This is a genomic window from Solibacillus sp. GQ1, from assembly GCF_059758555.1.
Map to the genome: position 1 here is coordinate 215,423 of NZ_JCAXEX010000001.1, position 23,155 is coordinate 238,577.

General features: G+C 37.3%; 10 protein-coding genes. All 10 read left to right on the forward strand.

All coding sequences use genetic code 11. From position 1 onward, the window contains the following. The first annotated feature begins 271 nt into the window (after positions 1-271). The 10 genes from AC6CH1_RS01025 (at position 272) to AC6CH1_RS01070 (ending at position 22,975) form a co-directional block, all read left to right on the forward strand. Complete coding sequence (locus AC6CH1_RS01025; protein WP_498316077.1) at positions 272-2,974, forward strand: S-layer homology domain-containing protein; 2,703 nt, start codon at positions 272-274, stop codon at positions 2,972-2,974. Positions 2,975-3,086: 112 nt separating this feature from the next. Then, positions 3,087-3,335: a hypothetical protein gene (locus AC6CH1_RS01030; protein ID WP_498316079.1), complete on the forward strand. Its 249-nt coding sequence runs from the start codon at positions 3,087-3,089 to the stop codon at positions 3,333-3,335. 31 nt (positions 3,336-3,366) lie between these two features. Next, the gene (locus AC6CH1_RS01035; protein WP_498316081.1) at positions 3,367-6,141 is read left to right on the forward strand and encodes an S-layer homology domain-containing protein; all 2,775 of its coding nucleotides are present in this window, start codon (positions 3,367-3,369) and stop codon (positions 6,139-6,141) included. Between the two features lie 177 nt (positions 6,142-6,318). Beyond that, positions 6,319-9,234 (forward strand): S-layer homology domain-containing protein, encoded by a 2,916-nt coding sequence (locus AC6CH1_RS01040; RefSeq protein WP_498316083.1) that lies wholly within the window; start codon positions 6,319-6,321, stop codon positions 9,232-9,234. A gap of 298 nt (positions 9,235-9,532) precedes the next feature. Beyond that, a complete protein-coding gene (locus AC6CH1_RS01045) occupies positions 9,533-10,192 on the forward strand; it encodes an S-layer homology domain-containing protein (protein WP_498316085.1) in 660 nt (219 codons plus the stop codon). Positions 10,193-10,785: 593 nt separating this feature from the next. Further along, complete coding sequence (locus AC6CH1_RS01050; protein ID WP_498316087.1) at positions 10,786-13,359, forward strand: S-layer homology domain-containing protein; 2,574 nt, start codon at positions 10,786-10,788, stop codon at positions 13,357-13,359. A gap of 407 nt (positions 13,360-13,766) precedes the next feature. Continuing rightward, positions 13,767-17,801: a hypothetical protein gene (locus tag AC6CH1_RS01055; protein WP_498316089.1), complete on the forward strand. Its 4,035-nt coding sequence runs from the start codon at positions 13,767-13,769 to the stop codon at positions 17,799-17,801. Between the two features lie 251 nt (positions 17,802-18,052). After that, positions 18,053-19,114, forward strand: a complete 1,062-nt coding sequence (locus AC6CH1_RS01060; RefSeq protein ID WP_498316091.1) for a CAP and S-layer homology domain-containing protein — start codon at positions 18,053-18,055, stop codon at positions 19,112-19,114. 284 nt (positions 19,115-19,398) lie between these two features. Beyond that, a complete protein-coding gene (locus AC6CH1_RS01065) occupies positions 19,399-20,340 on the forward strand; it encodes a C40 family peptidase (RefSeq protein WP_498316093.1) in 942 nt (313 codons plus the stop codon). 658 nt (positions 20,341-20,998) lie between these two features. Next, a complete protein-coding gene (locus tag AC6CH1_RS01070) occupies positions 20,999-22,975 on the forward strand; it encodes an N-acetylmuramoyl-L-alanine amidase (RefSeq protein ID WP_498316095.1) in 1,977 nt (658 codons plus the stop codon). The last annotated feature ends 180 nt before the right edge of the window (positions 22,976-23,155 follow it).

The window sequence follows — 23,155 nt, forward strand, 5'->3', positions numbered from 1 at the left end:
AAAATACCATTTTTATACCATTTGTAAAAATATAAAAATTATATTATAAAACTAATTATTACCATGTAAATTAATTATTACCAATAATAATACTTAAAGTTCTGAAAACTAAAGCATTGGTAATATTAGTATTGGTGGGTTTCCTTTATATTTCCTAAAATAGCATTGACATTAAAAAACCTTACTAATATACTAGATAATGTTATCGTAATATACGAGACAATGTTTATTGAAATGATAAAAAAATGTTTTTATTGGAGGAAATCATTCTATGGCTAACCAACCTAAGAAATATACAAAATTCGTAGCAGCTGCTGCTACAGCTACTCTTGTAGCATCTGCAATCGTTCCTGTAGCTTCTGCTGCTGGATTCTCAGACGTTGCTGACACAAACTCACATGCTGTGAACATCAACGCATTAGTTGATGCTGGCATTATCCAAGGATACCCAGACGGCACATTCAAACCAAACCAAGAATTAACTCGCGGCCAAGTTGTAAAAATGTTAGGTAAATGGGTAGAAGCGCAAGGTTTCGAAATCCCAGCTGACTACGCAACAAAAGCTCGTTTCAACGACATTAAAGTAGATGCTAAAGACCAAGAATTAGTAAAATATGCTGCATTAGTAGCGGATACTGGTGTATTCAACGGTTCTAACGGTGCATTAAACGCATCTGGCAAAATCACTCGCGAAAACATGGCTCTAGTTTTAGACCGTGCTTTCAAAGCAATCAATGATACTACTTTAGTAGAATTAGCTACTGAAATTGAAGATGTTAAAGTTGCTGACTTAGCAACTGCTAAAGCAGAAGCTCGCGAAGCAATCCAAGCTTTACGTGACTTAGGTATTACTGTAGTTGAAAACTTTAACCCTAAAAACACAGTAACTCGTGGTCAATTCGCTTCATTCTTAAACAAAACAATTAACACAGCAGTTGAGTTAACTGTTAAAGAAGCAGTAGCAGTAGATGCTAAAACTTTAAACGTTACTTTATCTGATGATTCTACTCATGTAGTTGCATTAGAGAAAGCTTTAGAAGCTAATGAAGCAACTAAAGTAACTTTCACAATCGACGGTAAAGAATATACTGCTACAGTAACTTTCAAAGTTGAAGCTCCAAAAGTAATGTCAGTTAACATTGTTGACGGCGTAACTGTTGAAGTTAAATTCAGTGAAGCAGTATTAAAAACTGATATTAACAACAAAGTATCGATCCAAGGTACAACTTTAGATACAGCTTCTTTATCTGAAGATGGCAAAACATTAACATTAAACTCAGATTCAGCAATTGACGTTAAGGATGCTGCTGTAGTAGTTGAACCAATCCGTACTGCTAAAGATCGTTTAGTAAAAACTGCTAAATATGTATCTGTTGTAACTTACAAAGATGAAGTTGCTCCATCAATCGTTTCAGTTAAAGCTGTAACAAAAGGTAAAGCTACTGATGCAGTAGTAGTTACTTTAACTGAAGCTGCAACAGTAAATACTGCAAAAATCAACGGTCAAGAAGCTACAATTTCTAAAGTTGAAGGTAAAACAATTACTTTAACTGGTGTTACAGTTGAAGCAGGTAAAACTCACACTGTTGAATTATTCAATGTTGTAGATGCTGCTAATAACAAAACAGTTAAAGCTTCAAAAACATTTGAAGTAACTGTAGACACTGTAGCTCCAACAGCAACAATTGAAGCTGCTGGCGACAACGCTATTTTAGTAACTTTCGATAAAGCAATGAACGTTGAATCAGTAACAAAAGCTTTAGTTAACGGTATTATTAAAGACGAATTATTAGGTGCTGTAACAAGTGATACTGCAACAGTTGTAGAAAAATCTGACAACAAACAATTCTTAGTAGAATTAAAAGACAACGCAGTTTTCGCTGACAAAGATTCTCGTACATTCACTGTAGTATTAGGCGGTACAATGACTGATGCTTTAGGCAACAAGTTTGCTGCTACTACAAAATCTGTTACATTAACAAAAGACGCTGTTAAACCAGTTGCTACTGGCTATGACATCATTGTTGATGAAAATGGTAAAGTAGAAGAAATCGTTGTAGAATTCAACGAAGCATTAGCTGCTAACGATGAAATTGATTTTAAAGATATTGCTACTGTTGTAAACGCTGAAGGTAAAGTTGATGATAAGCTAAACACATTAACTGGTTCAGTTGAAAAAGGTTCTAAGAAAGTATCATTCAAGTTTGCTTCTCCAGTTTTAGTTGAAGGTAAATTAGCTGTAACATTTAACAAAGACTTAGTAACAGACTTAGCATTAGCTGCTAACAAATCAGATGCATTCAACATGACATTTGACTTCGGTACTGCTAAAACTTCAACTGAATTTAAAATGGATGCAGGTGCATTCGATACAACTACTGCTGACACAATTAAAGTTACTTTCCCAGAAGCTGTTAAAGGTGGCGCAGTAGCAGGTTCTGCAACTGATTTAGCTAACTACACATTAGACGGTAAAGCATTAACAGGTGCTACAATTACTATCTCTTCTGATAATAAAGTAGCAACTATTAAATTAGCTGAAGGTACAATTACTGCTGACAACGAGACAGCTGTAATGAAAGTTTCTAACGTTCAAAACTTAGCAGGTACAAAAACTGTTAAAGCTTATGAGCAAACAATTGCTGTTCAAGATACGAAAGCTCCAGAATTAACTTCTGCTGTAATCGTTGATAACGAAACAATCGAATTAACATATAATGAAGCAGTTCTACCAGGAACTTCATTCGCTTCTGACTTCTCATTAATCGTAGATGGTCAAGTAGCTGAAGCTACTCTAGCTACTGCTACACCAGTTGCTGGTAAAGAAAACACTATCCGTGTAACTCTTTCTAAAGAGGTTAACTTCTCATTAGTAGATACAGTAGCTGTAAAAGTTATCGGTAACGCATCTGTTACAGATAAAGCTGAACGTAAAAACGCTCAAAAATTAAACATTGAAGTTAAAGCTAAATAATATTAGTAATTGCGATTTTGGCTCCCTCTATTTAATAGAGGGAGCTTTTTTTGTGAGAAAATTTGTAAATTCATATATAATTCTATACAATATTTACTATGGAGGGATTTATATGCATTTTTTTAGTCAATTGAAAATAAATGGACGTCTACTAGATGTTCAAGGCTATTTTCAAACGAAAATGAATGTCCTGGAGATTAATTGTAAGGAAGTAATATCGTTGTTTAAAAATTGGAAATATGAAGAAGTAATAGTTGAGGAATTAGCTTTTATCGATAAGGAGCAAACCGTTTATTTGGACAGTACAAATCTAGTAATCGCTGAAGTTAGTCATAATCAAATAAAGTTTCTACATATATAAAATAATAGAATAGAAATTGGAGGCGTTACATATGAAAAAGTATTCTAAGTTTCTAGCATCTGCAGCAGCAGCCGTTGTAGCAGCAACAGCTATTGTTCCAGCAGCTAGTGCCGCATCGTTTTCAGATATTAAAGGCAGCGGGCACGAAAATGCGATTACGATTTTATCAGAACAGGGCATTATCGGAGGATATCCAGATGGCACGTTTAAACCGAATCAAAATTTGACGCGTTCAGATGTAGTAAAACTCTTAGGGAAATATTTAGTTTCATTAGGACATGAAGTACCGAAAGATTATAAAACGAAAATGCGCTTTACAGATTTAACGGCAAAATCTCAGGATGAATTGTTGCAGTATGCGGCATTAGTAAAGGATGTTGGGGTTTTCCAAGGTAGTAATGGGGCACTTATGCACCGTGACCAGTTACGCCGCGACCAGATGGCGACTGTTTTAGTGCGCGCGTTTAAAGTGATCAATGAATTTGATTATGTGGAAGCAATGAAAGAAACTGACTATAAATCGAATATTATTGATTTAAACAGGACATCTACGGAACATCAGGAGTCAATTGAAACATTGGCTTACTATGCGGTGACAAAGCAAAAAACATTTAATCCGAAAGATCCGACAAAGCGCGGTCAGTTTGCTACGTTCCTCTATAATATGCTGCAAATTGAAGTACCAAAGCCTGAACTGGAAAAACCGGTTTTAACAATTAAAAAAGTAGAAGTACAAGCAGCAGACAAACTGCGTGTAACGCTTTCTGATGATAAGGCGTATATTGTGACATTAAAAACGCCGTTAGTGGAAAATGTGGAAACTGAAGTTACATTTGATGTTAACGAACAAACGTTTACAACGAAAGTGAAATTTGAAGTGCCGGATTTGAAAGTTTCTTCTATTACAAACCCTAATGGCGGGCAAATCGCGATTTCATTTAATCAGCCGGTGAAACTCGGGGCTGAGTTAAATACAGCGGCCATTAATAAACTCGTTGCAGTTACAGGTGTTGATCGTCTTGGACAAGTACAGTTGTCAAAAGGCCAATTAAGCGAAGATAAGCGCACATTGACGGTGACAATTAATGCAACAACTGGGCTAGAAGGACGATACCGTATTGTAGTTGATGGTATCGAATCAGCAACATCGAAAAAGCTTGTTAAATACGATGATATCGCAACATTCGTACCTGATAAAACAGCACCGGGAGTTTTAAAAGTAGAAAATGTTTCGGCTACTAAAGTAAAAGTAATTTTTACAGAGCCGGTTACAAATCCTATTGGCGTTACCCAATTTAAATTAGCAAATGGTACAGTAGTGTCAGGAATTCAAGGAACAATTGAAAAAAACGCAACAGAAGTTATTTATGATCTATCGGCGGCGATTGCAAAAGGGCAAATTTTAGCACCAGGCACAGCAATTTCCATCACATTTGGAACAATCATTGATATTTCGAATAACTTATCTTCACCAAACCCGTTAACTACGTATATTACAAAAGGGGATAAAGATGGGGTTGTACCAACGTTAACAAATGTAACGCAACTTGGTGCAAAAAAGTTCAAGTTAACATTCTCGGAAGAGGTCCGTACAATCGTGCCGGCAGACATTACAATTTCTCAAAATACGTACTCACCGGGAATTACTAGTATTGTAAAAGATAAAGATGATGCTAATTCCTATATTGTTACGACAAATGGCTCATTAAACGGCTATACAACAATTACAACGACACCAGGACGCTATATTACAGATGTTTCCGGAGAAGTAAACGTATTCTCAACTGCTTACAACTTTGTTGCTGATACAACAATCCCGTCTGTTGTTAGTACTAATGTTGTAAAAGATAAAGGAATCGAATATTTAGAGTTTACATTTGACCGCAATGTTGAAACAGCAGTCTTTGCACAAGTGACACTAACGGGCAGCTATATTTTAAACGGGTATACGTATCCATTAAAGGACTCTTTAGTAGGGCAACTTGAAAAATCAGCAACGAATGATAAAACAATCCGTGTTCGTCTAAGTACATTAACTGGGCTGACAACAAATTCCGGCTACACTTATTCTGTAGGTGCTACATTTACAGGGGTAACGAGTGAGTATGGTCAAGCGGTAAATCCGGCCTACCAAGTGAATTTTGTGCGAGGTTCGGATTTTGCACAAAATGAAGAAAAGCTTTCTGTTTTAAGTGTGGAAACGTCGTATAATGCTAGACAAGGAACGGTAATTGATAATAAAACAATTGTTATTACGTTCTCAACATATGTGGATGGTGTTACGGCATCAAACCTGCAAAATTATGTATTGGACGGTATGACAATCCAGCGTGCAGTAGTAAATCACAATGAACCTCATAAAGTGTATTTAACGGTTAAAGAAGGCGATATTGCCTACCCGCGAGGGACAAATTTGACAATCAGCAATCTCCGGGCGTTAAATTCAATTGTAACGATGGAACCTAAAACAGAATTGGTTTATTTGAATGAAAATATCGCACCACAATATGTGTACCACAATATTACTGGTACTGATACGATTACCCTTTCATTTAATGAGGCGGTAAAAAATGCGTTAAATCATTCGTTTGAAGTAAAAGTAGGTGATTTAGCTGTGCCGATTTCACAAATTTATTCATCTGGTACAAACAATGAACAAGTTGCAATCCGATTAGCTCAGCCTTTGAAAGCAAATCAAGTTGTCACTATTTCACAAACAGCCACTTCGACAGTTAGTGATTTGGCAAATAATAAACTTATCTTCTCTCCGCTTCAGTTTACTGTCCCTACGAATATTAACTACTAATTTTTGGAGCATATCTATCTCGATAGATATGCTTTTTTATATATTTATAATACTTTTTAGTCATTTTAACTAAATTATGTTTATATTCAAATAATTGGTGGAAATGCAAAGGTTGTAAGCAAGTTTGAAGAAGAGGCAATATATTTAATTGTTTTACAAACTAGGAGGTTAATAAAGATGCAGAAAAAGTATAAGAAGTTTTTGACGACGGCAGCTACTGCGACATTAGTAGCTTCAGCAATTGTTCCGGCGGCAAGTGCGGCCAGTTTTTCGGACACAGCAGGAAATACTCATGAGCGTGCAATTGATTCACTTGTAAGCCAAGGCATCATTTCAGGATATCCGGATGGCACATTTAAACCAAATCGTACATTGACACGTTCGGATGTTGTAAAACTATTAGGTAAATACTTAGTGTCACAAGGTTATAAAATTCCTTCAGATTATAAAACAAATATGCGCTTTTCAGACTTGCGCAGCACATCACAGGACGAGCTATTGCAATACGCGGCATTAGTAAAAGACAACGGTGTATTTAACGGAAGTAACGGAAACCTGTTACCGGCCGATCCGATTACACGTGAAAATATGGCGGTTGTTTTAGTGCGCGCTTATACGAATATTAATAATTTTGACTTCCTAGGACATGTTATGAATCAAGATTTTAAAGAGGATGTCATTGATTATAATAGGGCTAAGGCAGAGGCACGTTCAGCAATTAGAGTATTAGATTTCTATAATGTAACAGGTGTACCGAACTTCAATCCGAAAGGTAACACAACACGTGGACAGTTCTCTTCATTCCTGTACAAATTGCTACAAGTGGCAGTACCGGGTGAAGGGTTGAAAGCGATTGAAGTCGTTGACGCTTCAACATTAAAAGTTACACTTACGGACAATACGGAACATACAGTAAAATTGGATACTCCTCTGGAAGCCGGTAAAGAAACACCGGTTAAGTTTACGATTAACGGTAAGCAGTATGCAACTTCCGTAACGTATAATGTTGTGTTAACAGTTAAATCAGCAGAAGCTACTGCAGCAAATAAATTGAAAGTCACATTAAGCGACAACTCCGAACATGAAGTTACTTTAGAAAATAATCTTCCTGAAAATGAGGAAACAACTGTTGAATTTAAAATTGACGGTAAAGATTATTCAGCGAAAGTAACGTATGTGGTTACAGAAGTGAAAGTCGCATCGGTGAAGGCACTGAATGGTGGACAAATTGAAGTGAAATTCAATCAAAGAGTAGATTTGCCTGCCAGCTTAACATCTGCACAATTGGCAAACTATGTAACGGTTTCGGCTGTAGATAATAGTGCCGTTACTCTTTCGAGAGGGCAGTTAAGTGAAGATGGCCGTACATGGACAATTTCTACAAACGGGTCTGCAGCTTTATCAGGACGCTATCTTGTAAAAGTAAACAATGTAAAAAATACAGCCGGTACAACGGTTACTCCATTTGATGACGTCGTCAATTTTGGTACGGATACAGTGGCACCAACGTTAATTAGTACAGTAAACCGAGATGCGAAAACTGTTCGCGTTACGTTCTCAGAGCCTTTGCGCGCATTTAGTAACAGCAGTATTACATTCAGACTTGCCAACGGTACGAATGTAACAGGTATTACTGGAGAAATCGCTGCGGGTGCTACGTATGCAGACTTTGATTTATCAAATGCGATGGTAAATGGTCAGCCATTAGCCGCAAATACACAAGTGACTGCCTCATTTGCAGGACTGCGTGATATTGCCGGAAACTTCAGTACACCAAACCCGTTAACGACAAGCTTTGCAATGGGCGGGGCTGATGGAGTTAAACCAACGCTAACAAGCATTTCACAAACAGGCCCGAAAACATTCAGGCTGACATTCTCGGAACGAATTCAAAAACCGGCTGTAGGTGATCTGGAGTTACGTTTAGGGAATTCGGCAAATGCGATTACTAGAATTGATGCAGTCGCTGGGGATGATCGTTCATATATTGTAACTGCTACAAATGATTTAACCGGTGTATATAATATTGGCACAGCAGCAGGTAAAACGATTACCGATATTTCAGGTGAAACGAATACCTTTACGACTACTCATTCGTTTACGCTTGATACAGCGGCACCTGAAGTAGCGACAACTTCTGTAACACGAGAAGGTAATTTCGAGTATTTAAATATTACACTAAACAAACCAGTGGATTTAGTGAATGCATCTCGTGTAACCGCTTCCGGCACCTATGTAAAAGGCGGAGTTACACATTCATTCAACGGAACAGCAACAGCGCTAGAGTATAGAGAAAACGGCAATCGTACTGTAGTGCGTGTAAAACTGGACGATTTACTCGGAACAGGTGATGCGGATAATGCAACGTACAATGTGACATTATCATTCACAGAAGTAGATAGTGCATATGGCGTAAATACGGCAAATAAATTAGTCACTTTCCAACGTACATCGGATTATTCAAACAATGAAAATGTATTGAATACGCCGACAGTTACAACTTCCGTGACGGATCCAACATTGACGAACAATCAAGTAAGATTGAAGTTTAACCATGATTTAGATGCAACAACAGCATCTGTTGCAAGCAATTATTCTATTCCAAATGCAAAGATTGCAAATGCGCAAGTTCTGAATAATGCATTGGATACGGTTATTCTGACACTATCGCCAAATGAAACAACGACAACTGGACCGCGTGAATTAACGATTAGAAATGTGAAAGCGAAAGATTCAATTGCAAATCAGCCGAACATAACAACTGAAGTCAATTTGAATGAAAATATTCGCCCGGTATTAAATTCCGCTGCATTTACATCAGCAAACCAAATTGAGCTTACTTTTAGCGAGAATGTAAGCGGTCTTGATACAGATTCATTTGTAATTGTAAATGCTGCAGGAGCAACGGTCGGAATTGCATCAGTAGCAGGATCGACGTCAGGCAATATTGTAAAGGTTACTTTGTCTGCAAATCAAGATGTAGGTACGACCGTTACGATTACCCCAGGTGCAGGAATTGAGGATGTAGTTGATGAAGCAGGCAATGCGGTAGTCGATACATTCACTTTAACTCCAACATTAAGAACGAATTAGGTTGCAGGTAAGGGCATACATGCTAGATTGCATGTATGCCTTTTATGATGATTTAGTCTTCTAATAAATAGACGCGGTATGGGCTTAGATATAGTTGAACTTACAGCAAAAATACATGAAAATGCTAATATCGCTATCGGAAGTTCTAATAAAGGGTAGAAATCAGCGAATATGTTCAATAATCTTTCTAATAAAATTGGTTAAGGTTAATGAGATGCCTACTGTAAGTTCTCATCTACACAAAAGTAAAACTATTGTATAATTATGCTAACTAGTTTTAGAGGAAGGGTTGAAATAAATGAATAAGTTTTTCTATGGCTCAATTCTTACTGCGGTACTTGTTATTATTTCGAGTGTTATAATAAGTGGCCATTCAGTACAGGCATCTACAAATCCATTTACCGACGTAAAAGAAACGAATTCACATGCAAACGCAATATTTTCTTTATATAATGAAGGCATTATTTCAGGCGTAACGAGTCAAACTTACGAGCCAGGTAAATCGGCTACACGTGGGGACGCGGCATTATATTTAGCGAATGCATTAAATCTGCAAAATAGTACAGCACCCAATCCAGGTTTTAAGGACGTTCCAACATCAAGCAAATATTACAAGGCCATCTCTGCATTAAATAAAGCGGGCATTGTAAACGGCTATGGCAATGAATTCCGTCCTGACGCAACATTGACTCGTTATCAGTTAGCAAAAATGTTATCGATCGGCTTTGAGTTGGAACAATCTACTACTACAAAGACGAAATTTACCGATGTCAATAAGTTAACGGATACTGCAACGAAGAAATACATCCAGACATTAGTAGATTACGGAATTACAAAAGGTACGACTGCTACAACATTCAGCCCGAATATGAAATTAACACGCGCCCAGTTAGCAACATTTTTATATAATGTTATCGAAGCGACTTCAGATGACTTTATTGTTATTGGAGTAGAATAAGGAAGCGTTTTGACGAATGCACTTGAGTTTTGAATAAGCTCAAGTGTATTTTTATGGGGAAATTTAGAGATTAAAATATTGAGATAGAGGGCAGAGAAGAAATGGAAAGTTCTTATGCAAAAGGAGAAAGTTTGTGCTTGAAAGTGGCCCCCGTAAAAGATATTAGCCGGTTGCCGTCAGAACGTAGAACCTTAGAAGGGAAAAGTAGAAAGTTCCGGCTCGAAAGTAGAACCTGGAAAAGATAATCGCCACCACCTGCCCTTCGAAAGTAGAACCACCATGGTTAAAAGTAGAACAAATCACTCTAAAAGTAGAACCTAAATACAGAAAAGTAGAAAGCCCCCGCCGGAAAGTAGAACCTTTTTGTCGAAATGTAGAATCATGACGCGCAAAAGTAGAACTGCCTCACCCGACACCCCAAAAAAGAAATACCTACTAAAGAAAGCGAGAATTACCATCGCTTCATAACAAGTAGCGTGCTACACTTAATTTGATTGCTATTATTCTATTAAATATTGTACATTTCAGTGAAATATATGGCGATATTCGGTATAATTTATACGTTATTGAAATAAAAGGAGGGAATCTGTCGAATGTTGAAAATAAAATCAGCACTGTTAGCCTCGCTACTATTTTTATCCACAGCGCTACCAACCGCGACGTATGCAAATGTACAAGGCACAGTTGAAGCTGAAAATCCAACAGCACAAAATTCAAACACTACTATGACTCAAACTACGGATTCCGGTAATATTCCAGTAGTTCAAGAGGAAACGGTTACAGATGAAAAGGAAGCGGAATCTACTTCTGCTGATGAAAAAGCTGAACAAACAACAACTACACCTGCTCAGCAAGAACCACAAACAGAAACATCTTCGGAAAAAGAGGAATCAGTAGAGCAAGAGCAAGAGTCTCCGGCACAAACTGAACAGCCTGCAACAGATGCAGAACAAAACGAGTCATCAGAGGAGCCAGCTAATCAGCCGCAAACAGGTGAAAAGTTAACGGTTAAGCAGAAGCTTGCGGATGTACCTGATAGTTTCTGGGCTAAAAATGAAGTAATGCAGCTTGTAGAAATGGGCGTTATCGGTGGTTACCCGGATGCACAGTTCCGTCCCAATCTAAATATTAACCGTGGTCAGGCGGCAAACCTATTTAAAGGTGCGTTAAAGCTTCCGGTCGGTAAATATCAAAATAAGTTTTCGGATGTAAGTGCGAAATCTAGCTTTTTACAAGGTGTATTTTCTACATATGAAGCTGGTATTTTTGGTGGTAAACCAGACGGACGTTTCGGTGTAGCGGATGCGTTAACACGTGAACAGATGGCAACGACTTTAGTGCGTGCATTTGATTTGAAAGATACAGGTAAAGAACTGACGTTTAAAGACTGGAACAAAATCAGTGAATCACATCGCGAAAATGTTAAAATTTTAGCGCAGCACGGAATTACAACAGGGCGTGAAGACGGTACTTACGATCCGAAAGCAACAGTTAACCGTGTTACGTTCTCGGTCATGCTTCACCGTGCATTAGTTGCAACAAATCAAATTGCAAAAAACGAATATAAAGTGCAAGCAGCGGAAGTATCCAGTAATTTTAAAAACAATCGTGAAGAAATGAACTTTGCACAAGTAACATCGGATGCAAACCCGTTATATCTTCGTTCAACAGCTACGATTGTATTTAAAGGAACAACGACTGAAACTTACGGTGTTGCAAAGGATACAGTTTATAATTATGCAGTCGGAAACCAAGGGGCAACTGTAAAAGTAACGGTTCGTTCATTGGAAAACGGCGATGACTTTGTATTTACAACATTGACGAACAAGGGAAAATCAAAGCTGACTGTGGATTTATTCCATAAAGCGACAAATGTAACGAATTACCGTTTGTACCGCTATGATCGTTTCCCAATTGAAAAAAATTCAGCCGATGTATTTGGCTTTGACTCGTCATCATACCCGACAGGATTATTACGCATTATGGAGAACGAAAAGCTGGCGACAGATCGTATGGTCGGAAAGGCATATCGTTCAAAACAATTAACACAAAGCTATAAAGATACTGGTGGTACAAGTTATATGCGTGATCTGGAATCGGAGTATGAAGCGTATTCACAAGCATGGCTTGGCGAAGATTTATTCAGCTACTATACACTTGTTTCTAATGGCAATGATATTGTTGACACATGGTATATGAATTCAAATGAACGTTTATTTAAAACAGATGAAAATATGAATGGCTGGATGCTTGAAACTGCGCTTAACTATAAGAAGCGTAACAACTGGTACACAGCAGAAGGTCCATACAATAAAATGGCGACAACTACAGAGCCAATGCCGAAATCTTACCAAGGGTTCGGGCGTAATCTATTGTTGGTAAAAGAAGACCGCGCACTTGTATTATTAAAAGAACAGGGCGACCGTTATTTTGCAAACTTAGTGAAAAACTCGTTCATTAACTTGAATAAGTTCAAAGGCGACGCGACTTACTGGAAGACAGAAGTAACGAGTACGTATTTGAAAAACTTATTTGGCATTACTGCACCGTTTATCGACACACGCTTCAATGAGCAGATTGCGTTATTCTACTATAATTCCGGGGCCGAGTTTAATATGCCGAACTATAAAGAGCCATTACGCAATTATGCGGACCTTTTAGCATCGCGTAAACAGGCGGGGCATGTAATCAATGTTGCTAAAGATGCTTATTATATTTCAGATTACTTCCCTGTGAATCAGCAGGTGACAACACATGCATCGATGAACCATGTACTTGGTGGCATGAATGTATTATTATTGGCATATAAAGAATTCCAGGATCCTAAATATTTAGAAGCGGCCAAATCGATTAGCCGTGCATTGCAAATTGAAAAGAACAAGTGGATCCGTTCAAACGGTGATATTTGGTACCGTGTGAATCCAAAAGGTGAATTTGCCGGTGACGATTATCAGCACTTAACGCTTGAAGACTTGATTAACTCTTATAAATACTGGAAAGATGTAGATCCATCACAATTGCCGGTATTTGAAGAGATGCTGATTTCGAAAGCGAATTATTTATCTAAAAACCGTTTAGGTCACACATACAAAATTAAAAATGGTCTGGAAGAAATCGGCATGTCCGAGTATTTACCGGAAGGCAAATTATATACAGACGCATTGTAATAAAAAATCACTCTATTCTTTATTGAATAGAGTGATTTTTTGTTTTTAAAGAAAATGGTGGATAAATATAAAAAAAGTTTATTAAATATAGAATTGCCGATTATTTGATATTGAATGACTAAAATACTAATGAAAATGACTAATAAGCTCACAATTTCGACTAATATGAATAGATAATTGGCGAATAATGTTGTCAGTTACGGACTTTGCAACTTTACAATGCATTTTGACGAATAAGGATTTTCTTTAGGCGAAAAAAGTATGTAAAGTGCCGAATATTCATTGGGCTCACTATCCCTAAATCCTTTTCCTTATATATCAACTAACAAACTGTGAGAATATGCCGATAATTAACCTAGGATTATGAACCATATTTAAGCATGACCCGTGAAGGAAGGGATAAAACGATGAAGAAAAACTTGAAGGTTGGTCTGATGGCAGGACTCTTGATCACTCCGGCAATCGTCGCGCAGGCTGGAGAGGCAGAAGCGAGTGAAACACCGACTCCGTTTAATGTCGTAGCTTCAGTTACTGCAGAAGGATTATTGAACAGCTTTAAAGCTGCCAATGAAGAGTCCACAAGTGCGACATTAACTCAGGAAAGAACAATTTACGATACATATAAAGATGATGAAACATTTGCGGATATCATGCCGCTGATAAATGCTAAACTGATATATTTAGAAAAATACATGCAACTTAAGCAGGATGCAGCACAAGTAAAAATTTTAATTTCAAAGTTAATGAATACAAATAAAAACTTAGTTGCAGACAGACAAGCAGCACTTGAGGCACTTGAAAATCTAAATGTAAATTTGGATAATGCCGCCACTGAGTTAAGCAAAACTGTAAACGGTAATGCAGGTACGTTTTTGGAAACATTACTGTATTACGATGAAAACGGTCAAACGGATTTCATTAATAAATACGTGACTGAAGTATCTTTGAATCATTTACAATCTTTTGAAGAACAAACGACAGCCATTGAGCAATTTATTGAAAATTATATTAGCCCCATCACGACATTAACGGCTCAGGAGTCATTTAGTAAGGGGAGCTTTATTAGCGTTGTAGCTAATGCACGAAATGAATTTAATGACATAACAGATCTTGCCTTTAAAAATGTATTGAAAGTTCAATTGGCAGAAAGTAATACAGGGATTGAACAATTTATAAAAAATGCAGAAGCTGATATTAAAAAGGCACAAACGGTTGAAGATAAAATTAGAGATTTAGTTGGTAACCCACCAACTGCAACAACATTTAATTCAAAAGTAAATGCACTTGTTAAAGAATATGGACAATTAACAGATGTTCAAAAAAAACTGGTACCAAACGCGGATGAATTAAAACCATATGAAAATGTATTAAACGTAGTAAATGAAATTACGAGAATTTCTAAGTTACCAGCAAATACTGAAGAATTCCGTGAAGAGGCGGAAAATGCAGAGAAACTATATAATGCCCTCGATCCATTGGATACACGATTTGTAGTGAATTATGACAAATTACTAGAAATGCAAGCGGCAATTGAAAATGCAAAAAAAGTTGAAACTGAAATAGTAAAGATTGATTCAGCAAAATATGAAGAGAAAAGCTCAATCGTTGCAGATGCAAGAGCAGCGTACAATGCATTACCAACAACTGAGCGCAAATATGTTTTAAAAGAATTATTGGATCTCCTTACATCATGGGAAAAATCAACTGCAACTGCTGCAACGATCAATAAACAAATCGATGCGATTAAAACAGATGTATTTGCAAATCTGGATGATGAAAAGCTGACAGATACGAAAAAGCGCTCAACAGCCACTTCATTTATCACAAAAGTGCGTACTGCGGAATCTTCGTATGCCAAAATTGAAGAGCGGGAGCTTGTTCATAAACGTGCTCGTCTTGAAGCTTTAATACCGATAACAAAAATTGCCGATCAAGTAGTGAATTTAAACGTCACGAGTACTACTTATGCAGAGGATTTAGTATCAGCGGAAAATAAGTTAAACGAATGGAATTCATTAAAAGAAGTGATTCCTCCAAATGAAGCAGCAAATGTCGAAAAGCTTCATCAATTTTTAACGTCCTATTTGCAACTACAAAAAGAGGAACAATCTAGCGCGGCAAAATTGGATGCTGATATTCTTATCTTTCAAAATGCTGAATTAGTTGATTTGCAGCAAATTGATGCAGCTCGTGAAAAATATAATTCATTATCTGCAAACGGCAAGCGGTTAGTAAAAAATATTAAAGTATTAACAGAAATCGAAAAGGCGAACAAGGCAGTATTAAATACAATTCAGGCAATCAGCAAGATAGATGTAATGGCAAAAGATTTTACACGTAAAACGACGGCAGCTGAAACTTCTTTTAATAAACTGGCAGAGCCTATGCAAGGGCTTGTTTACAATAGAGATAAACTAGTAGAGCTGTTGCCGTTCGCAAAGCTGATGCTGGAAATTGATGCAATTCGCCCAACGGCAGCTGAGTTCAAAGTTAGCCTTTCAACTCTACAAAATGATTTTGAAAAAATATTAAAGGATTATACTGCACCTGTAGAACCAATTACGGATTTAGAAAATATTCAATTAAGGCTTTTTACCGAATACGGGAAAAAATTAACGGACTATGAAGTGATTGTTTCAGATTCTTTTTCAATGGAAAGCCGAATTGATGCACTGCAAACGAAATCCGGTGAAGCATTCATCACCGATTTAGCGGAAGTATCGGCAGCTTACAAAAAATTGGATTCAGCAACAAAACGCAATGTCGGGAACTCAAAAGTTTTAACGGGGCTTGAACGGGACTACAAAGCATCATTGAAAGTAATCGATCTTATTGAAAAACTGCCTGTTCATACAGACCGTAATTACCCTTCAAAAGTATCTGCAGCTCAAAAAGCGTATGAACGGCTAACCGATAAGCAAAAGCAAGATGTTTATAACTATGGCTCGAAGCTGGACAATATTTTAAAAGTAGCGGATTTAATCAATCGTATTGAAAAACTGCGTGTCGGTTCAAAAACATATGAAGCGGATGTCACGGTAATTCGTGCGGAATATGCAGCATTAACTGGTGCGGAACAAGAACTCGTGCATAATATTACGAAACTTTCAGCTGCAGAACAAGGTGTTTCCGATGCCAAGCAAGTAATTGCACTCATTGATGCAGCGGTTCCTATGACAGAGAACTATATCCAAAAACTAGTCGATGCGCGAAACAGCTATGATAGTCTGGCTAAATCAGATCAGCGTTTAGTAACGAACTACAAAGACTTAACGACTCGTGAGCGTGGTGTAAAACCGGTACTAAAATTGGATAGTGATATATTAGCGTTGGATCCATCGAATGCACGTACTTTTATTTCGAAATTTAAATCGGCTGAAAAAGCATATGAAAAACTAACGATGTCTGAACGTTCACTGCTCATCAACAGCGAAAAGTTATTAGGAGATCTTACGACAATTTATAATGTAGTAAATGCAATCAATTCAATTAAGCCATCGAGCAAAACGTTTGTAGAAGAGACGGCGGCAGCGAGAGCATTATATAACGAACTGCCGGATGAGTTAGCGGTACAAGTGTCTAATTTACCGACATTGCAGGAACATGAACTGAATGTGGAAGGCGGCGCAAAGGTAGATGCGATGATTCGTGCATTAAATGCAGCACCGTCAAATGAATTTATCACCAAAATAAAAGAAGCGCGTGAAGCCTATAAATCGTTAAGCTCGGCCAACAAAAAAGGTGTGACACTCGAATTTGAATTAAAAGAGCAGGAAAAGTACATTAAACCAATCGAAGCGGCAATTAAAGCAATTGATGGCTTAAGCGATCCAAGAAATGATTTGAGCCGTCAATTTAATACAGTCAATAATGCTTTGAAAAAATTGGACGATAAACAAAAAGAGTACGTAACAAATATGGACCAATATTCGAACTTGTCCAATGTAATCCATGTCTATACACTGATTGCAGGGTTAAAGCCAAGCGACAAGTACTATCAAGGAAATATGGAAGCCGCAAAGCTGGCATATGACAAATTGTCGGAAGAGGAAAAACTGAAGATTACAAACTATTACAAGTTACAGCAGGCTGTACTCGATGTAACGGAAGTCCAAAAGGTAACGTCAATCATTGCCTCATTGAATTCTTCTTCAAGCAATTTTGATACAGATGTTACGAATGCATTGGCTGCATATAAAGCACTTCCTTCCGGTTCTAAGCGCCAAGTACTGAACTACTCGGTACTTCAGCAAGCCGAAAAAGATTTAAAAGCGGCGGAACGTGTCATGAAGCAAATAGAGGATTTGGATCCATCTTTAAGAACGTATGCTTCAAGAGCGAAGTCTGCGAAAACAGCTTACGAACGCCTGACTATCAACCAAAAGACTTTAGTGAAAAACTACAATAAACTGCAGGCTGCTATTTTTGAATTAGGCTTGTAATTTTATTGAAAATACTATAATTTAATTACTGTACCCCAAAAGGTAGAATGGAAAGTCTGCCTTTTGGGGTATTTTTTAGTGTAAACTTAAATTAAAGCGAGACGCCTAATTATAGAATATAAGAAAGATTTCTGTCGAATTTGGCGTAAAATTTCTATTTCGTGGCTTTTAAGTTAGTTGCAAGTTTTTCTGTTAAGAGAAAAGTAATTAATCCATTGTATAATAAGTTATGGACTGATAGGGGGGGTTTGATGAAACGGGTTTTAATTATGGGGTCCATCATTGCGTGTTTATTACATGCACCATCTTCTGAGGCATATGCAAAAACGACTCCAACTTTCACCGATGTGAAAAGTACGTATTGGGCGGCACCTGTAATATATGAGCTAGTTGAAAAAGGTTTTATGGAAGGCTATACAGACGGTACATTCAAACCGAACAGTACGACGACTCGTGCTGAGGCGGCAAGTATTATTGCAAGAACGATGGGCGTACAACTAACGACTGATTTTGTTCCAAAATTTACGGATGTTCCTACAGATCACCGTTATTATAAAGAAATTTGTAAACTAGCAGAATTGGGGATTATTCAAAACGCTAGTGAGTTTCATCCTGAAGCCCCTTTAAAGCGCGCACATATTTCAAAAATGATTGCTCTTGCCTATGCGGTTGAAGTGGATCAGAAAAACAAGACATCGTTTAAGGATCTGCCTAAAAACTATTGGGCAAAAGATTATATTGAATCACTGGCAGATGTGGAAATTGTAAAAGGAAAGACTGCCAAAACTTTTGAACCGAATGAATTTGTTACGCGTGCTCATGTAGCTGCACTCACTATGCGCGGAATGGAGTTTAAGGAAAAGGTTAAAAATTTGGATGTAATATATGACTTTTTGCAAAAGGATTATATTGATACAGTGAATCATCATAAACAGTGGGAGAAAAAAATATTGGAGCTTGTTAACAAGGAACGGGCTGCTAAAGGACTTTCGCCACTTATGCAAGATAAGAAATTAGCACAGATCGCCATTATTAAAGTGAAGGATATGCTAAAACGCAATTATTTCGAACATAATTCACCTTTTTACGGCAACCCGTGGGATTTAGCGACGTTATTTGATTATGAGTATACAAGCTATGGAGAAAATTTAGCCCGTAACTTCGAGTCACCGGAAACAACGGTAAAGGCTTGGATGGCTTCACCGAAACATCGTGACAATATTTTAAAAGAAGTATATACACATATGGGTATCGGCATTGAGCAATCTAAAAATGGGAAATATTATGTAGTTCAACATTTTTCTAGTAAATGAACTGGTAAATACTAGTACCTTACATTACAGTAATGTTACAAGTTTTATTTCATTAATATAAATATTCTATAAAAAACACCGAATCTCTGCGTAAATGCTGAGATTCGGTGTTTTCTGTTTTTATATCAAAATACTGCAAACTGTTACACAAGTGAAAAATAATATCACAATTATATATGTTACCCTGTTATTAGGTTAAATAAACATGAACAAACAAGTTTTACGTTATGTTATACCTCGAATATTCATCGCGAGGCCTATTTTGAAGGGAGTTCCATTTTAAAGTGAAAAAGAAAATCTTATTACCGATCTTTGCAACTTTCATGATTTTTTCAGGTGTAGGGATGGGTTCAAATAATACAGCACAAGCAGCATCAGTTTCAGAATTAACAGCAACAGCTTCTAAATATATCGGTGTACCATACGTTTACGGAGGAACAACAGCAAGCGGGTTAGATTGCTCTGGATTTACTCAATTAGTATTCAAGCAATTAGGCTTTGACTTAAACCGTACAGCAGCTGCTCAATATAAACAAGGTAGTGCCGTTTCAAAATCAGATTTACAACCAGGCGATTTAGTATTCTTTAATACAACTGGTAAAACCGCTTCTCACGTTGGTATCTCATTAGGAGGAAATAAATTCGTTCACGCTGGTACAAGCACAGGCGTTACTGAAGCAAGTTTAAATTCTTCTTACTGGGCGAAGCGTTATAACGGAGCAAAACGCGTAGCAAGCTTTGGAGAAAGTCAAAAAGTAGTTGCAGCAGTTTCTTCAGTTGAAAAAGAAGAAGTAAAAGATTCAGCAATCGATTTCACTGTTTATGCATCTCGTGGTGAAGTAGCAATTCAATTAGCTAAAACATTAGGTTTAGATACATCTGATACAAATTCACCATTCACAGATATTAAATCATCATCTAAATATGCAGGTGCAGCAACTGCACTATATAAATTAGGCGTTTTCACTGGTGATGAAGGTAAATTCAATCCAGCTTCACCATTAACACGTGCTCAAATGGCAAAAGTGTTAGTAAAGGCATTCGACTTGAAAATGAAGCAGGATACTTTAAACTTCACAGATGTACCAACATCTCACTGGGCACATAGCGACATCTCGATCTTAGCATCGAACGGCATCACAGTAGGTAAAGGTGACGGCACATTCGGTACAAACGACAACGTTATGTTAAAACATTTAACAGCTTTCATTAACCGTTTACAATAATAAGATTGGCAATACCAATACTTAATGAATAAAAATTAGTAACTTCTACATATCTCAATAGATATTCACCTTGCAGGGAAGTACTTACTAATAGTAGTTGAAACACAGACAAATTTGTCTGTGTTTCTTTTTTGTTGTGGGACTTGGGCTGTGTGCTGCTTTATAGCCAATGGGGGAGAGAAAGTGGAAATAATTTCGACTGAAGTAGAAAGCTGAAATTTAAATAGAAGATTTCCGAATGAAGGTAGAAACTTTTCCATCAAAAGTAGAACGTTTGCCAGGGGAAGAGGAAGCTGCAGTTCATAATGTGGAACAATTCAGATCGAAAGTAGAAAGCGGTAACCTTATTAGAAGTTCTCTAAATAAAGGTAGAAACTTTCCTATCAAAAGTAAAACGTTTGCCAGTTGAAGTGGAAGCTATAGCTAAAAATGTAGAACATTTCATACCTAAAATAGAACGCGCACATATATTAGCCAATTCCAGACTAAAATTAGAACCACTTTCATCTAGAACAGAATCTCTCATCTCTTATATGGAAAATATCACATTCTACTTCCTGTAAACTAGAAAAATATTAAGTTTCTTGCTTTGTACATATTAATTTTATGAATAATTTGGTAAAATGGGAACTATCTAATAGAGGGGAGGATTTTAACATTGTCTTTGCGTAATTTTGTCGTGACGGTGACAATCATCTTCATGGCAATGTTCCAATTGAATACGGCCTATGCTAGTACAAGCTTTGCCGATGTCCCTTCTTCAAACGGGGCGTATAATGAAATAAATTATTTAGTAAATGCGGGTGTCATAAAAGGGTATACGGAAAATGGTAAAACTCTTTATAAACCGAACGCCCATGTAACCCGTGGACAAGCTGCTAAAATGGTCGTTGTGGCCACAAATAACAAGCCTTTAACTGTAAAAAAGTCTTCTTTTTCTGATGTTACATTGGGAACAGAACTTTCGGGTTATGTAGAAAGTGCGTTGGAATTAGGGTTTTTCTCTGAGCAATCTAAAGGGAAATTTGGACCGAACACACCTTTAACACGAGAAGAAATGAGTAAAGTGCTGGCCATTGCATTTAAATTAAACACAGCTCAAACGGAAAAGCTGGAAATTCCTTTTAAGGATATTAAACCGACGTATGGCTACTATCCTTATATCGCGGCGATTTACTTTAACGGAATTACAATGGAGGCCGATAAATATAATCCGAAAAATTCAGTAACACGTGCGCAGTTCGCTTCATTTATCGCTCGTGCATCTTCCGAAAAGTATCGTTTACCGTTGCCAGTACAAGGGGTGAACGTTCCGGATGTTTCAGCAGCAATTGCTTCTGTTAAAGCAAATGTTAATAATTTAAATGTCCGTACATCTGCCTCTTCTTCAAATGCATCGAATATTTTGGCGAAAGTAAATACAGGTGCATCGTTTGCCGTATTTGATATCCAGAAAGACGGTTGGCTGAAGGTTTCACATGAGGGACGCTATGCTTATGTTTATAAGGATTATGTAGATTTTATAGATGAATCCGGCAAGCTTCTTAACAAAGTCCAAAAACATGTTTACGCATTGGGCAACATTCAAGCATATGAAAAGCGTGATGTTGGTTCAAATAGTGTAAGTTCAATAGCAGCAAAAGAGAAAATTGCAGTTTATAATACGATTGGCAATTGGTATGTTACGTTAGTAAATGGTTTACCTGCCTATGTACGAGTGTCTCAAACCGAGGATTCATTACAGACAGAACCAGTAACTCCGCCAGCAGTGGTACCGGAAAAACCGGAAGTGGAAGAGGAAAATAATGTACCGAACCCTCCTGCGGAAAATAACGGAGAAAACGAACAACCAGTAACGCCGCCGCAACAGCTATTGACGAATACTGTAGGTAAAGCGACAGTTGATGCCTTGCAAATTCGTGAGTCGGCTTCAGGAACTTCACGTTCGCTTGGGCAAATTAAGCGAGGAACATTAGTGGAAGTCCATTCGGTATCCGGAAGCTGGGCTAAAATCACATATAACGGTATTAACGGTTATATTAATAAAACTTATTTACAACTTCTTAATCAAAAAGGACCTGCTGTAAAAGATCGTATTATTGTTCTTGATCCAGGTCATGGCGGTAAAGACCCTGGTGCTGTCAAAAGTAATGCACGTGAAAAGGAAATCGTTCTAAAAGTTGCGAATCTAGTGAAGCAGAAGCTTGAAAAAGATGGTGCGATCATAAAAATGACGCGTACTGGTGATACATATCCTAGCTTAGAGGATCGTGTTCGATACGCTAAAAATGAGAACGGTGAAATTTTTATCAGCCTTCATGCAAATGCAGCAGCAAAGGAATCAGCGAATGGAACAGAAACATTCTACAGTGTTACTTCCAATGCAAATGAAAAAGAGGATTTAGCGTTGGCAACAGCTATTAATAATGAAATCGTTAAAAATGCAAAAATGTACAACCGCGGTGTAAAGCGTGCAGACTACGTTGTTATTAAAGGAAACGTAATGCCTGCTGTTTTAGTGGAGCTCGGCTTCATTACAAATACTGCAGATAGAGAAAAGCTTGTATCTGACGAATATGTCGAAATTTTTGCCCAGTCTATTTACAACGGCATTGTGCAATATTATACGAAATGATTGGATGAGCGGCTTCCTGATTGGGGGGCTGCTCAGTTTTTTATTTATGTATGATTTTCTAATATGATCCGCAGAAGTTCTAATATTCTGTGAAATGTTCTAATAAAAGTGCCAAGTTCTAATATAATAGCCATTTCTTCAAATATGTCATTCAGATGTTCTAATATCATACCCCGAAGT

Excerpts from the sequence above, each read along its gene's own strand:
- AC6CH1_RS01040 (WP_498316083.1), top strand. The coding sequence starts at position 6,319 with ATGCAGAAAAAGTATAAGAAGTTTTTGACGACGGCAGCTACTGCGACA.
- AC6CH1_RS01050 (WP_498316087.1), top strand. The coding sequence starts at position 10,786 with ATGTTGAAAATAAAATCAGCACTGTTAGCCTCGCTACTATTTTTATCC.
- AC6CH1_RS01060 (WP_498316091.1), top strand. The coding sequence starts at position 18,053 with ATGAAACGGGTTTTAATTATGGGGTCCATCATTGCGTGTTTATTACAT.
- AC6CH1_RS01030 (WP_498316079.1), top strand. The coding sequence starts at position 3,087 with ATGCATTTTTTTAGTCAATTGAAAATAAATGGACGTCTACTAGATGTT.
- AC6CH1_RS01025 (WP_498316077.1), top strand. The coding sequence starts at position 272 with ATGGCTAACCAACCTAAGAAATATACAAAATTCGTAGCAGCTGCTGCT.
- AC6CH1_RS01055 (WP_498316089.1), top strand. The coding sequence starts at position 13,767 with ATGAAGAAAAACTTGAAGGTTGGTCTGATGGCAGGACTCTTGATCACT.
- AC6CH1_RS01035 (WP_498316081.1), top strand. The coding sequence starts at position 3,367 with ATGAAAAAGTATTCTAAGTTTCTAGCATCTGCAGCAGCAGCCGTTGTA.
- AC6CH1_RS01045 (WP_498316085.1), top strand. The coding sequence starts at position 9,533 with ATGAATAAGTTTTTCTATGGCTCAATTCTTACTGCGGTACTTGTTATT.